Annotated in this window: 11 protein-coding genes and 1 riboswitch; of the genes, 9 read left to right on the top strand and 2 right to left on the bottom strand. The window is 70.0% G+C overall.

All coding sequences use genetic code 11. From position 1 onward, the window contains the following. Positions 1-9: 9 nt before the first annotated feature. A complete protein-coding gene (locus tag IE262_RS20880; protein ID WP_229877372.1) occupies positions 10-996 on the top strand; it encodes a nucleoside triphosphate pyrophosphohydrolase in 987 nt (328 codons plus the stop codon). A 20-nt stretch (positions 997-1,016) separates the two neighbouring features. On the opposite strand, the gene IE262_RS20875 is transcribed toward IE262_RS20880, so the two are convergent. Next, the gene (locus tag IE262_RS20875) at positions 1,017-2,267 is read right to left on the bottom strand and encodes a cytochrome P450 family protein (protein ID WP_189875546.1); all 1,251 of its coding nucleotides are present in this window, start codon (positions 2,265-2,267) and stop codon (positions 1,017-1,019) included. Between the two features lie 250 nt (positions 2,268-2,517). Between IE262_RS20875 and IE262_RS20870 the strand changes: the two genes are divergently transcribed. The 8 genes from IE262_RS20870 to IE262_RS20835 all read left to right on the top strand — a co-directional run bounded on the left by IE262_RS20870 (position 2,518) and on the right by IE262_RS20835 (position 11,768). After that, positions 2,518-3,525, top strand: coding sequence for a transglycosylase family protein (locus IE262_RS20870; RefSeq protein WP_189875544.1), 1,008 nt, complete (start codon positions 2,518-2,520; stop codon positions 3,523-3,525). A 195-nt stretch (positions 3,526-3,720) separates the two neighbouring features. Continuing rightward, positions 3,721-3,918: riboswitch (cyclic di-AMP (ydaO/yuaA leader) on the top strand. A 4-nt stretch (positions 3,919-3,922) separates the two neighbouring features. Further along, on the top strand, positions 3,923-4,636 hold the full coding sequence (locus IE262_RS20865) for a LysM peptidoglycan-binding domain-containing protein (protein WP_189875542.1): 714 nt from the start codon (positions 3,923-3,925) through the stop codon (positions 4,634-4,636). A gap of 329 nt (positions 4,637-4,965) precedes the next feature. Continuing rightward, complete coding sequence (eno, locus tag IE262_RS20860) at positions 4,966-6,246, top strand: phosphopyruvate hydratase (protein WP_134038899.1); 1,281 nt, start codon at positions 4,966-4,968, stop codon at positions 6,244-6,246. A gap of 156 nt (positions 6,247-6,402) precedes the next feature. Continuing rightward, complete coding sequence (locus tag IE262_RS20855; protein WP_134038900.1) at positions 6,403-6,879, top strand: FtsB family cell division protein; 477 nt, start codon at positions 6,403-6,405, stop codon at positions 6,877-6,879. Between the two features lie 39 nt (positions 6,880-6,918). Then, entirely contained in the window at positions 6,919-7,479 is a 561-nt protein-coding gene (locus tag IE262_RS20850; RefSeq protein WP_134038901.1) for a DUF501 domain-containing protein, read from the top strand. After that, on the top strand, positions 7,476-8,483 hold the full coding sequence (locus IE262_RS20845) for a Ppx/GppA phosphatase family protein (protein ID WP_189875540.1): 1,008 nt from the start codon (positions 7,476-7,478) through the stop codon (positions 8,481-8,483). Before IE262_RS20850 ends, IE262_RS20845 begins: the two co-directional genes overlap by 4 nt. A gap of 398 nt (positions 8,484-8,881) precedes the next feature. Continuing rightward, a complete protein-coding gene (locus IE262_RS20840) occupies positions 8,882-10,270 on the top strand; it encodes an NAD(P)/FAD-dependent oxidoreductase (RefSeq protein ID WP_134038903.1) in 1,389 nt (462 codons plus the stop codon). Positions 10,271-10,475: 205 nt separating this feature from the next. Next, a complete protein-coding gene (locus tag IE262_RS20835) occupies positions 10,476-11,768 on the top strand; it encodes a class I SAM-dependent methyltransferase (RefSeq protein ID WP_134038904.1) in 1,293 nt (430 codons plus the stop codon). 125 nt (positions 11,769-11,893) lie between these two features. Here IE262_RS20835 and IE262_RS20830 read toward each other — a convergent pair whose 3' ends face one another. Then, positions 11,894-14,422, bottom strand: a complete 2,529-nt coding sequence (locus IE262_RS20830) for an ABC transporter permease (RefSeq protein ID WP_189875538.1) — start codon at positions 14,420-14,422, stop codon at positions 11,894-11,896. Positions 14,423-14,477: the final 55 nt, after the last annotated feature.

Raw genomic sequence — 14,477 nt, 5'->3', positions numbered from 1 at the left:
GTTCGATCTGTGAACGCAACCAGCCCAGGCGGCGCATCCAGCCCCGGCGGCTCATCCGGCCGCATCGTCCTGCTCACCACCAGCCACCGCGTAGCACCGGGCCTGCTCTCCTGGCAGGCCTGGCAGGCGCTGCACGGGGCGGACCGCGTCCTGTGCGCGGACGGCACGCACCCGCAGCTGCCGTACCTCCGGGAGGCGGGCATAGCGGTCGAGGAGGCGACCCCGACCGCCCAGGAGCTGGTCGACGCCTGCGCCGGCGGCCACACGCTGGTCGTCGTGGCGACGGGCGAGGGCGAGCCGCACCTCACCGACGGTCTCGCCCGCCTCGCCGGCTCGGGCCGCGTGCCGATGCCCGAGCTGGAGCTGCTCCCCGCCTCGTACGACCTCCCGGGCGCCCGTCTCCTCGACCTCGTCCAGGTCATGGACCGCATCCGGGCCGAGTGCCCCTGGTCGTCCCGGCAGACCCACCAGGGCCTCGCGAAGTACGGCATCGAGGAGGCGTACGAGCTGGTGGAGGCCATCGAGGAGGGCGACCGGGACGAGCTCCGCGAGGAGCTGGGCGATGTCCTCCTCCAGGTCGTGTTCCATTCCCGCATAGCCGAGGAGGACCCGGACGCCCCCTTCTCCATCGACGACGTGGCCGCCGGCATCGTCACCAAGCTGATCTACCGCCACCCGCACGTCTTCGGCGACGAGACGGCGACCACCCCCGAGGAGGTCAGAGAGCACTGGCTGCGTACCAAGGCGGTCGAGAAGCGGCGCACCTCGGTCACCGAGGGCATCCCCCTCCACCAGCCCGGCCTGGCCCTCGCCGCGAAGCTGGCGTCGCGCGTGCGCATGGCCGGACTGGAGGTGCCGCTGCCGAAGGCCGAGGGCATCGGGTACGAGCTGCTGGCGCTGGCGGTGCGGGCCGAGACGGAGGGCGTCGACCCGGAGGCGGCGCTGCGGGCGGCGGCGCGGGCCTACCGGGACGCGGTGCGGGAAGCGGAGGGCTGAGGGCTATCAGCCGAGGGCTATCAGACGGGGCGACGCGGGGCGGTGAACCGCACCGGGAGGTCGCGCAGCCCGCGCATGATGAGCCCACCTCGCCACCGCAGGTCGGCCGGGTCCGCGGCGAGCCGGAGATCGGGCAGCCGGCGCAGCAGCGTCTCGATGGCGGTACGGCCTTCTAGGCGGGCCAGAGGCGCGCCGAGGCAGTAGTGGATGCCGTGGCCGTATCCGAGGTGCTGGTTGTCGCGGCGGGACAGGTCGAGCGTGTCCGGCTCGGCGAACCGTGCGGGGTCGCGGTCCGCGGCGGCGAGGACCACCAGTACCGGGTCGCCGGTGGCGATGCGCTGCCCGCCGATGGTGAGGGGTTCGGTGGCGAAGCGCCAGGTGGCCAGTTCGACGGGGCCGTCGTAGCGGAGCAGCTCCTCGATGCCGGTGTCGAGCAGGGCGGTTTCACCGCGCTCGATCGACCCCTGGAGCCGGGCGCGCTGTTCGGGGTGGCGCAGAAGCGCGTACATGCCGTTGCCGATGAGGTTGATGGTGGTCTCGAAACCCGCGAACAGAAGCACGAAGCACATCGCGGCCGCTTCGTTCTCGGTGAGGTGTTCCCCGTGGTCGGAGGCGCGGATGAGGCCGGAGATCAAGTCGTCACCGAGGTGGCTGCGTTTGCGATGGATGAGTTCGGCCAGATAGCCACGGATCTTCTTGACGGAGCGGGCGACACCACCGCGCGGACCGCCTCCGTGCCGGATCATCATCCCCGCCCAGTCACGGAAGTCGTCCTGATCCTCGCGCGGGACGCCGAGCAGATCGCAGATGGCGTGGATGGGGAGGGGAAAGGCGAAGTCGTGGATGAGGTCGGCCTCGCCCTGTGGCGCGAACCGGTCGATGAGACCGTCTGCCAACTCCTGCACCCGGGGCGCGAATTCGACCACACGGCGGGGAGTGAACGCCTTGGAGACGAGACGGCGCAGCCGAGTGTGGTCCGGCGGGTCGATGTTCAGCAGATGCGCCATGAGATTGGCGTTGCGTTCCCCGGGGATACCGGTCCTGCTCTTGCCCTGTGCGTCCTCGGCGTGATGGTCGGGGTTCTTCGACAGCCTGCCGTCCGCGAGAGCCTGACGCGCGTCGGCATAGCGCGTCACCAGCCATGCCTCGACCCCGCTCGGCAGTGTCGTCCAGTGCACGGGGGAGTGCTCGCGCAGCCACGCGTAGGCCGGGTACGGGTCGGTGGCGAACTCCCAGGTGAAGAGTTCGGGGGCGGCGTTCGGGACGTTCACACGACGACCGTATCCGGAGCCGGTTCCTTCGGTGCGGGGCGAGGGCGAGGCGCTGGGTTGAGGAGGTCGAGGTCACCGCGCGGATCACCTCGGGGTGCTGTCGAGAGGACACACCCACACTGCTGTGATCTTCACGTGATCTGCGCGGCATGAACTTGTGACAAGCCGAAGAGTGCCGATACGTTCACCGGGCAGCGTGACGCGCACCATCCGTCGCGCCGGTCACTTTTGTCTCGCGAAAGGTCCCCGCATGCTCTCCGGGAACGGTCGTCACCGTCGCCCCCGTCAGGCGCCGGCTCTTCTCGTCGCGGCCGGTGTGACCGGCTCCGCCATCGCGATTCCGCTCCTCGGCGCCACGGGGGCGAGTGCCGCCGACGGCACCGTGTGGGACAGCGTGGCCGAGTGCGAGAGCGGCGGTTCCTGGAGCGCCGACACGGGCAACGGGCGCTTCGGCGGCCTGCAGTTGACCCAGGAGGACTGGGAGAAGTACGGCGGGCTCGACTACGCCTCCAGCGCCGATCTGGCGAGCCGTTCCCAGCAGATCGCCGTCGCCCAGAAGATCCTTCAGGACCAGGGCGTCGGTGCGTGGCGTACCTGTGGACTGCTCCACGGGCTCACCCAGGAGTCGGGCTCGGTCGACGTCGACACCGGGGTTGCCGGCGACTCGTCCTCCGACGGATTGGGATCATCTATTTCCTCCGGATTGTCCAAGTCTCCCGAGTCGTCCAAGTCATCCAGTTCGTCTGGCTCGTCCGGCTCCACCAGTTCATCGGACTCATCGGATCCGTCGTCCGAGACCTCTCCGGATCCTGCGTCTTCGCCCTCCGCGTCCGCCCCGGCGGACGGTTCTGCGAGGTCCGGCACGCCTCCCCGTTCCGACGCCGGTGCCTCACGGTCGCCCGACAGCTCGCCCATAGAAGCCGCGGAGGGTGACGACTCGGACAAGTCGGAGCAGACGGTGGGCTCCTGGAGCCTCGTCGACACCGGCGTCGTCGGCAGTGACACGGCCGACAGCGGCGCGGGCGGTGCCGGCCGTCATCGCGGCGCCAGTGTCGACGAGGCCGCGGCCGACAGCGTCAAAGCCTCCTCCGGCCGCCATGCGTACACGGTGCGCCCCGGCGACACCCTCGCGTCCATCGCCGACTCCCTTGACCTCGACGGCGGATGGCGTGCGCTGTACGACGCGAACAAGCAGGCCATCGGCGGCGACGCGGACAACATCGTCCCCGGTCGGACGCTGCAACTCCCCGCCGAATAGGGCGGAGAACGGCGGGAGTTCGCACACCGGTTCGCCTCTGAATGTCCGTTTTGAACGCGGTGAGAGATAGATCTCAGAAGCCCTGATCGTCTTTGAAATTCCGCGAATCGCGTGTCTACGGTCAAGACCGCTCGCCACCGCGAGCCCCGGCTGCCGCAACGCCGAATCCTGCCAGTGGCCGCCCGGGAACAGTCGTCGCGTCAAGCGCCGCGGGCAGGAGCGGGGGACCCAAGGTAGGCGCCGGACCCGGGAGTTGGGAGACGACCGGGGACGGCTTGGGGTGAAGCCGCGCGGAAGCGGCAGCGGAGGTCATCCGCGGCCACATCGCGCGGCCGGGCAACTCAACCGGCCCGAACCCGACAGCTCACCTCGTAGGCGTCGGTGAGGGGATCACTCCATGCTGTCTTCCTGCAAGGGCAAGCACCGCCGTCCGTCCAAGGCCGCCCGGCTCGCCGCGTTCGCCGGAGTCACCGGTGCCGCCATCGCCGCCCCGCTGCTCGTGACCGGCACCGCTTCCGCCGCCACCGCCTCCGAGTGGGACGCCGTCGCCCAGTGCGAGTCCGGCGGCAACTGGTCCATCAACACCGGCAACGGCTTCTACGGCGGTCTTCAGTTCTCCGCCTCCACCTGGGCTGCGTACGGCGGTACGCAGTACGCCGCCACCGCCGACCAGGCCAGCAAGGCCCAGCAGATCGAGATCGCCGAGAAGGTCCTCGCGGGCCAGGGCAAGGGCGCCTGGCCGAACTGCGGCACGGGTCTGTCCAGCGCCGCGTACGACGGTGGCGGCTCCTCCTCGGACTCCGGCTCCTCCTCGGACTCGGACTCGGGCTCGTCCTCGAACTCCGGCACCGCCGACCAGAGCACCAAGAGCTCCAGCGGCCAGGAGCAGCGCGCCTCGCGCGCCTCGGAGCGGGCCACCGTGGAGACCCCGACCGGCAAGAAGGTCAAGAAGGGCGACGGCGAGTACAAGGTCGTCAAGGGCGACACCCTCAGCGGCATCGCCGAGAAGAAGAAGGTCAAGGGCGGCTGGCACAAGCTCTTCCAGCTGAACAAGGACATCATCGACGAAGCCGACCTCATCTACCCCGGTCAGCAGCTGCACCTGCGCTGAGAACAGGCGCGTTCACCGCTGAACCACGGCGCCCTCACATCCGTGTTCCTTCACAGGGACGCCTCGTGAGGCCTCCCCCCTGTCCCCACGGGCTCCCCGCCTCGGTGCGCATTCCCCCGTACGCACCGGGGCGGGGCTTTTTGTGCGCGCCCTGTGCCCCGCTGACTCAGCCCGCTGGACGCCCCCATTTTGTTCAGTTCAGGAACAATTTACTCTCGGTTTGGTCCACCGGGTGGGCGGGAGACTGGCTGATCCCCCGGAGCCGGTTAGGCTCATCCCGCAGGGCTACCACGGCCCGCGTACCGCGTCACATCCAGAAGGAGATGCTCGTGCCGTCCATCGACGTCGTCGTAGCCCGGGAAATCCTGGACTCCCGAGGCAACCCCACGGTCGAGGTCGAGGTCGGCCTCGACGACGGCAGCACCGGTCGTGCCGCCGTCCCGTCCGGCGCCTCCACGGGCGCCTTCGAGGCCATCGAGCTCCGCGACGGCGACTCGAACCGCTACCTCGGCAAGGGCGTCGAGAAGGCCGTCCTGGCCGTGATCGAGCAGATCGGTCCGGAGCTGGTCGGCTACGACGCCACCGAGCAGCGCCTGATCGACCAGGCGATGTTCGACCTGGACGCCACCGACAACAAGGGCTCGCTCGGCGCCAACGCCATCCTCGGCGTCTCCCTCGCCGTCGCCCACGCCGCCTCCGAGGCGTCCGACCTCCCCCTCTTCCGCTACCTGGGCGGCCCGAACGCGCACCTGCTGCCGGTGCCGATGATGAACATCCTGAACGGCGGCTCGCACGCCGACTCGAACGTGGACATCCAGGAGTTCATGATCGCCCCGATCGGCGCGGAGACCTTCTCCGAGGCCCTGCGCTGGGGCGCCGAGGTCTACCACACCCTGAAGAAGGTCCTGAAGAGCAAGGGCCTGGCCACCGGCCTCGGCGACGAGGGCGGCTTCGCCCCGAACCTCGGCTCCAACCGCGAGGCCCTCGACCTCATCCTGGAGGCGATCAAGGAGGCCGGCTACACCCCCGGCGAGCAGATCGCCCTCGCGCTCGACGTCGCGGCGTCCGAGTTCTACAAGGACGGCTCCTACGTCTTCGAGGGCAAGGAGCGCTCGGCCGCCGAGATGACGGAGTACTACGCGGAGCTGGTGGACGCCTACCCGCTGGTCTCCATCGAGGACCCGCTGTTCGAGGACGACTGGGAGGGCTGGAAGACCATCACCGACAAGCTCGGTGACAAGGTCCAGCTCGTCGGCGACGACCTGTTCGTCACCAACCCCGAGCGCCTGGCCCGGGGCATCGAGGAGGGCGCGGGCAACGCCCTGCTGGTCAAGGTGAACCAGATCGGCTCGCTGACCGAGACCCTGGACGCCGTCGAGCTGGCCCAGCGCAACGGCTTCAAGTGCATGATGTCCCACCGCTCCGGCGAGACGGAGGACGTCACCATCGCCGACCTGGCCGTTGCCACCAACTGCGGCCAGATCAAGACCGGCGCCCCGGCCCGCTCCGAGCGCGTCGCCAAGTACAACCAGCTGCTGCGCATCGAGGAGATCCTCGACGACGCGGCGGTGTACGCGGGCCGCAGTGCCTTCCCCCGCTTCAAGGGCTGATCAGGTTCAAGAGCTGATCAAGCGCTGAGCCGCCCACGGGCAGGGCTTGGCCAGTCCTCCGTACGTCCCCGTGCCCGGTCCCGTACCGTGTGCGGGGACGTACGCGCGTAGGAAGCACGCAGAAAGCACACAGGCGAGCGGAGGCGGAGAGGCTGAATGGCCGTCAAGGACCGGGACCGTTTCTCCACCACGACCAGGCTGCGACTGCTAGGCGAGCAGACGGCGGCCCGCGTCTACCGCTCCCAGACCAGACGCCAGGCCCGCCGCTCCCGGCTGACCGGGCGGGCCGCCCTGCTCGCGCTCGTGCTCTGCTCGCTGATCGTGGCGCTGGCGTACCCGATAAGGCAGTACGTCTCCCAGCGCGCCGAGATCGCCGAGCTGGAGCAGCGGCGGGACGAGGCCCGCGAGCGGGTCGAGCAGCTGCGCGACCTCAAGGCGCGCTGGCAGGACGACGCGTACGCCGAGCAGCAGATCCGGCAGCGGCTGCACTATGTGATGCCCGGCGAGACCGGCTACATCGTGATCGACCCGGACGTGGCGAAGCAGTCGCGTACGACGCGGGGGGCGGCCGATCGCCCCTGGTACGCGGGCGTCTGGGACGGGATCGACAAGGCCGACGCCGCCGACCGTTGAGAACCTTGAGAGCTGACGAGAGAGACCTGAGCAGCAGGCATGGAAACACCCCCGCCTTCCACCCCGCGCACCGAGCCGACCGACGCGGACGTAGAGGCCTTCAAGCAGCAGCTCGGCCGCCCGCCGCGCGGGCTGCGCGCGATCGCGCACCGTTGCCCGTGCGGGCAGCCCGACGTGGTCGAGACGGCGCCCCGGCTGCCGGACGGTACGCCGTTCCCGACGACGTACTACCTGACGTGTCCGCGGGCCGCCTCCGCGATCGGCACGCTGGAGGCGAACGGCGTGATGAAGGAGATGACGGAGCGGCTGGGCACGGACCCCGAGCTGGCCGCCGCGTACCGCGCCGCGCACGAGGACTACATCCGGCGCCGTGACGAGATCGAGGAGCTGAAGGGGTTCCCGAGCGCCGGGGGCATGCCGGACCGGGTGAAGTGCCTGCATGTGCTCGTGGCGCACTCGCTGGCGGCGGGGCCGGGCGTGAACCCCCTGGGTGACGAGGCGCTCGCCATGCTGCCGGAGTGGTGGCGCAAGGGCCCGTGCGTGACGGCTGTGGACGCGAAGGCTGTGGACGTGACGGCTGGGCGGGAGGACGGCCAGTGACCCGTGTCGCCGCCATCGACTGCGGTACGAACTCGATCCGGCTGCTGGTCGCGGAGGCGAGCCCCGAGACCGGTGGACTCGTCGAGCTCGACCGCCGCATGACGATCGTCCGGCTCGGCGAGGGCGTCGACCGCACCGGCCGGCTCGCCCCCGAGGCGCTGGAGCGCACCTTCGCCGCCTGCCGCGCGTACGCGGCCGTCATCGAGGAGCACGGTGCCGAGCGGCTGCGCTTCGTCGCCACCTCCGCGTCCCGCGACGCCGAGAACCGGGACGAGTTCGTGCGCGGGGTGCTCGACATCCTCGGCGTCGAACCCGAGGTCGTCAGCGGCGACCAGGAGGCGGAGTTCTCCTTCACCGGCGCGACCAGGGAACTGGCGGGCAGGCAGGACCTGCAGCGCCCGTTCCTGGTCGTGGACATCGGCGGCGGATCGACCGAGTTCGTCGTCGGCGACGACCGTGTGCGCGCGGCGCGCTCGGTCGACGTGGGCTGCGTGCGGATGACCGAACGGCACCTGGTGCACGACGGGGCGGTGAGCGACCCGCCCTCCGAGGAGCAGATCGCGGCGATACGTGCCGACATCGAGGCGGCCCTCGACCTCGCCGAGGAGACGGTGCCGCTGCGCGAGGCGCGCACACTGGTCGGGCTGGCGGGGTCCGTGACGACGGTGTCGGCGATCGCGCAGGACCTGCCCGCGTACGACTCGGCCGCCATCCACCACTCCCGGGTCTCCCGCGACCGGGTCCGCGAGATCACCGAGTGGCTGCTGCGCTCCACCCACGCCGAGCGCGCGGCGGTCTCGTCCATGCATCCGGGCCGGGTGGACGTGATCGGCGCGGGCGCCCTCGTCCTGCTGTCGATCATGGAGCGGATCGGTGCGGAGGAGGTCGTGGTCAGCGAGCACGACATCCTCGACGGCATCGCCTTCACCGCGGCGGAGGACGCGGAGAGGGAGAAGGAACCTGCGCATCCGGGCACTCTGCTGAGCAGGTCGGACAACGTATGAGCGCCGCCGAGGGGTGCGCCGGAGCGCGGGAACACCTCTCGGTAAGGCACCGCCCAAAAACTTCGTGAAGTTCTTCACAAGGAATTGGCCCCCCTAGGGCGAGGAAGGGGGGCCGGTTGACCTCTTCAAGGGGTGAACGGGCCCCTGAACGCGTTCAGAAAGGCGGCCCTCCGGGCTTCCAGGGGGAGTAGCGGAGAGGTGAACGGGGCGGCCCACAAGGGGCCGTTCGGCCCGGAGCGGCAGCTCACGCGGCATTGACAACGGTCCGCCCCGCACGGTGGTTCCCCCGCCGGATCATGATCTGCGTCACGCGAGCCGCGGAGTGTAGCACAGGGGTGAGTGAACCTTGTGAAGGGGCGCACGAGGACCCCCCTCGGGGCGGGTACATACTCGATGCCATGAGCACCACGGAGCGTCCCAGGATCCTCGTAGTAGGCGGTGGGTACGTAGGCCTGTACGCAGCTCGGCGCATCCTCAAGAAGATGCGCTACGGAGAGGCGACCGTCACGGTCGTCGACCCCCGGTCGTACATGACCTACCAGCCCTTCCTTCCCGAAGCCGCCGCCGGAAGCATCTCGCCTCGCCACGTCGTCGTCCCGCTGCGACGCGTGCTGCCGAAGGCCGAGGTCCTCACCGGCCGGGTCACCAGCATCGACCAGGACCGCAAGGTCGCACGGGTAGCACCGCTGGTCGGTGAGGCGTACGAACTGCCCTTCGACTACCTGGTCGTCGCGATGGGCGCGGTCTCCCGTACCTTCCCGATCCCCGGCCTCGCCGAGCAGGGCATCGGCATGAAGGGCATCGAGGAGTCCATCGGCCTGCGCAACCACGTTCTTGAGCAGCTCGACAAGGCCGACTCCACCAACGACGAGGAGATCCGCCGCAAGGCGCTCACCTTCGTCTTCATCGGCGGCGGCTTCGCCGGTGCGGAGACCATCGGCGAGGTCGAGGACATGGCCCGGGACGCGGCCAAGTACTACAAGAGCGTCTCCCGCGAGGACATGCGGTTCATCCTCGTCGACGCCGCCGACAAGATCCTCCCCGAAGTGGGCCCCAAGCTCGGCCAGTACGGCAAGGAGCACCTGGAGAGCCGCGGGGTCGAGATCTACCTCTCCACCTCCATGGACTCCTGCGTCGACGGACACGTGGTGCTGAAGAACGGCCTTGAGGTCGACTCCAACACCATCGTGTGGACGGCCGGCGTGAAGCCCAACCCGGTGCTCTCGCGCTTCGGTCTGCCCCTCGGCCCGCGCGGTCACGTGGACTGCCGGCCCACCCTCCAGGTCACGGGCACGGACTACATCTGGGCCGCCGGCGACAACGCCCAGGTGCCGGACGTCGCCGCCCGCAAGGCCGGCGTGGAGAACGCCTGGTGCCCGCCGAACGCCCAGCACGCGCTGCGCCAGGCGAAGGTCCTCGGCGACAACGTGGTCTCCGGCATGCGGGGCTTCCCGCAGAAGGAGTACAGCCACGCCAACAAGGGCGCGGTGGCGGGTCTCGGCCTCCACAAGGGCGTCGCGATGATCGTCATGGGCAAGATGAAGATCAAGGTCAAGGGCCGTCTCGCCTGGTACATGCACCGTGGCTACCACGGTATGGCGATGCCGACCTGGAACCGCAAGATCCGCGTCTTCGCCGACTGGACGCTCGCCATGTTCCTCAAGCGCGAGGTCGTCTCCCTCGGCGCCATGGAGAACCCGCGCGAGGAGTTCTACGAGGCCGCGAAGCCCGCTCCCGCGCACGCCGTGAGGGCAGAGAACGCACCGGAGAAGGCCAAGGCCTCCTGACCTTCGGTCACCAGCACGCCCCGAAGGGGCCGTCCGCCATCCGTGGTGCGGGCGGCCCCTTCGGCGTTGCGGAACCGGACGAAGCCCCAGAGGCCGCGTAAACGTTTTGCACAGCTGTAACGCTGATGGGGGACTGCGGCCCAGCACCACGGGTGTTTACGTGGTGCTGGACATTCCGGGATCGATCGTCACGGAGGTGTGCGCCATGGCCGACGCCGCGTCGCGGCTGGACAGATTCGCAGAACAGTTGCTGGGGACTCCGCTCCCGGTGCGTATCCGGGCCTGGGACGGGTCGCAGGCAGGACCCCCGGGCGCCCCGACCCTCGTCGTACGCAACCGCCGCGCCCTGCGCCGACTGCTGTGGAAACCGGGCGAGCTGGGCCTGGCACGGGCCTGGGTCGCCGGAGACCTGGACATCGAGGGAGACCTCTACGCCACGCTCGACCTGCTGGCGGGGCTCGTATGGGAGCGCGGGGAGGACGCCCGGGGGCTCGGGGGAGCCCTGCGCGACCCCGAGGTGCGCGCCGCAGTCCGCGGCCTCGTCCGGATGGCCGGGCCGCCGCTGCCGCCCGCTCCGCCCCGCGAGGAGGTCCGCAGAAGCCACCATCGGCACACCAGGCGCACCGACCGACGCGCCATCAGCCATCACTACGACGTGGGGAACGACTTCTACGAGCTCGTCCTCGGCCCGTCGATGGTCTACTCGTGCGCCTACTGGGACTCCCCGGACGGCACCCTCGAAGCCGCGCAGGCCGACAAGCTCGACCTCATCTGCCGCAAGCTCGGCCTGACCCCCGGCGCCCGGCTTCTCGACGTCGGCTGCGGCTGGGGCTCCATGGCCATCCACGCGGCCCGCGAGTACGGCGTCCATGCCGTCGGCGTCACCCTCTCCCAGGAGCAGGCCGCGTACGCCCGCAAGCGCGTCGCCGAAGCGGGACTCACCGACCGGGTCGAGATCCGCGTTCAGGACTACCGGGACGTCACGGACGGCCCGTTCGACGCGATCTCCTCCATCGGCATGGCGGAACACGTCGGCGCCGAGCGGTACCTGGAGTACGCCGACCGCCTGTACGGCCTGCTGAAGCCCGGCGGCCGGCTCCTCAACCACCAGATCGCCCGCCGCCCGCAGCGCGACGAATCGACGTACGCAGTCGACGAGTTCATCGACGCCTATGTCTTCCCGGACGGTGAGCTCGCCCCCATCGGCACCACGGTCACCCAGCTGGAGCGGGCCGGGTTCGAGGTGCGTGACGTCGAGTCGATCCGCGAGCACTACGCGCTCACCCTGCGCCGCTGGGTCGCCAACCTGGAGGCGGACTGGGCCCACGCGGTCCGGCTCACCAGCCCCGGCCGCGCCCGCGTCTGGCGCCTCTACATGGCGGCCTCCGCGCTGTCCTTCGAGCGCAACCGGATCGGCGTCAACCAGGTCCTGGCGGTCCGCACCCCGGAGACGGGCGACGCGCGGATGCCGCTGCGGTCCCGTACGTGGGGTTCGTGACGGTGCGTGCGTGAAGGTACGCATGTGACGGTACGTACGTGAAGGGGCCCCGTTCCGGCTGGTGCGGAACGGGGCCCCGGTCGCGTACGACCACTGCGGCTTCTGCTTTCTGCCTTCTGGCCTGCCTACTCCGACTTGATCGCCGCCAGCATGTTGAGCCGGGCCGCGCGACGGGCCGGCCAGAGGGCCGCCAGGACGCCGACCGTGGCCGCGAGGAGCAGGAAGACGCCCATCCGGGCCCAGGGCAGGACCAGTTCGTACGTCGCCAACCTGGTGCCCAGCAGCTCACCGGCCGCCCAGCCGAAGAACACACCGAGGCCGATGCCGAGCACACCGCCGAAGAGCGAGATCACCAGCGACTCCAGCCGCACCATGCGCTTGATCCCCTTGCGGTCGAGGCCGATCGCGCGCAGCATCCCGATCTCCTGGGAGCGTTCGAAGACCGACATGGCCAGGGTGTTGATGACCCCGAGGACGGCGACGAGGACCGCCATGGCCAGCAGGCCGTAGACCATGTTCAGGATCAGCGTGAACATCTGCGCGATGCGGTTGGAGATGTCCTTCTTGTCCTGGACCTGGATGCCCGGGTTGCTGCCGAGCGCCTTCTCCAGCCGGTCCTTCGTCGCGGCGGACGCTCCGTCGGACGTCTTCACCATGACCTGCATGTCGGTGGGGTCCGACTGGTGCGGGGCGAGCGTGCCGAGGTCGAGCATGATGCCCCGCATCATCTCGTTGGCCTCGTAGACCCCGGCGACCGTCAGCTGCTGCTTCTTGCCGTCCTCGTAGGAGACCGTGAAGTCCGACCCGGCCTTCCAGCCGTGCCGTTCGGCGGTGTCGCCGTCCACGACGACCCGGGCGCCGCCGACCTCGAAGGCCCCGTCGTCGACCTTGAGGTCGGTGAGCTTCCCGATCGTGCTGCCCTTGACGCCGGTCAGGTACTCGGTCTCGCCGTCGATACGGGAGGGCGCGTTGCGCAGCGGGCTGGTGGCGGTGACGTAGCCGGTGTCCGAGAGCTTCTTCTCCACGTCCGGCGAGAGGAAATTGCCGTTCGCCATCGACACGACGTAGTCGGCCTTGATCGCCGACGCGGCCATCTTGTCGATGGACGTCTGCAGGCTGCCCGCCATCACCGTCATGCCCGTGATCAGGGTGAGGCCGATCATCAGCGCGGAGGCCGTGGCGGCGGTACGGCGCGGGTTGCGGACCGAGTTCTGGCGGGCCAGCTTGCCGGAGATCCCGAAGACGCGCAGCGCGGGGGCCGCGGTCGCGATGACCGGACGGGAGAGGAGGGGCGTGAGGACGAAGACACCGATGATCAGCAGGACGGCACCCAGACCCATCGGGGCCTGACCGTCCGTGCCGTCCATGGTCGTCGCGGCCAGTACGACGGCGATGCCCGCGGCGGAGAACAGGGCGCCGATCGTGTTGCGCAGCACCAGCGACTTGGTGGTGGCCTTGGCGTGCACGCTGCTCATCGCCGCGACCGGCGGGATCTTCGCGGCACGGCGGCCGGGCAGCCAGGCGGCCAGCATCGTGATGAGGATGCCGACGGCGAGCGCGGCGCCGACCGTGCTCGGGGTGACGACCAGCGGCCCGTCAGGGACCGGGGCGTCGAACGAGCCCATGAGGGAACGCAGCCCGGCACCGATACCGACGCCGGCGACGAGACCGGTGACGGCGGCGACCGTGCCGACGACGAAGGCCTCGATGAGCACGGAGCGGGTGACCTGCCGACGGGAGGCGCCGACCGCGCGCAGCAGCGCGAGCTCCTTGGTGCGCTGGGCGACCAGCATGCTGAAGGTGTTGGCGATGATGAACGTGCCGACGAAGAGGGCGATGCCGGCGAAGACCAGCAGCCCCTGCTGCAGACCGCTCATCGACTCGGCGATCGACTCGGCCTGGTCGTCGGCGAGCTGCCTGCCGGTGGTGGTCTCGGTCGTGTCCTTGGGGAGCGCCTTGTCGAGCGCGGCCTTCAGCTGCGCCTGGCCGGTGCCCGCCTCCGCCTTCACGTCGATCTCGTCGTACGTGCCCTTCTTGCCGAAGAGCTGCTGGGCGGTGGCGGTGTCGAAGAGGGCGAGGCTGCCGCCCGCGGAGACGTTGCCGTCGTCCGTGGTGAAGATCGCGCTGATCGTGGGAGTGAGGACGGGGCCGTCGACGGAGAGGCGGACCGTGTCGCCGACCTTGTAGCCGGCGCGGGCGGCGGTCGCGGAGTCGATGGCGACCTGTCCGCTGCCGCTCGGGGCGCGCCCGGACACGAGGGGGTACCGGGAGTCCTTCTCCCCCCAGTAGTTCCCGCCCCGCGACTGGAAGCCGTCGCCCATGAGCTTGCCGTCCTTGTCGGCGAGGGCGGTGAAGCCGGTGACGACGCCGACGGCCGACGCGGCGCCCGGGGTCTGCTCGGCCTTGTCGAGGAGGTCCTGGGTGAGCTCGGCGGACTTGCCCACCGTGTCGCCCTCGCCCTCCCGGTACTTGGGCGCGACGGCGACGTCGACGTGGTCGAAGCCCTTCGCGGAACTCTTCTGGAATGCCTCCGAGATGGTGTTCGTGAAGACCAGCGTGCCCGACACGAACGCCACGCCGAGCATCACGGCGAGCACGGTCATCAACAGCCGGGCCTTGTGCGCGAACACGTTGCGCAGGGCGGTACGGAACATGGGGTTCTCTGTCCAGGGTTTGGGGTTGAGGTGAAGGCTGGGGCTGGTGGCGGGT

Origin of the sequence: Streptomyces bluensis, assembly GCF_014650715.1 — a bacterium.
Taxonomy (GTDB): domain Bacteria; phylum Actinomycetota; class Actinomycetes; order Streptomycetales; family Streptomycetaceae; genus Streptomyces; species Streptomyces bluensis.
The sequence above is the reverse complement of the archived record's forward strand: the minus strand, read 5'-3'. Positions and strand labels throughout refer to the sequence as shown.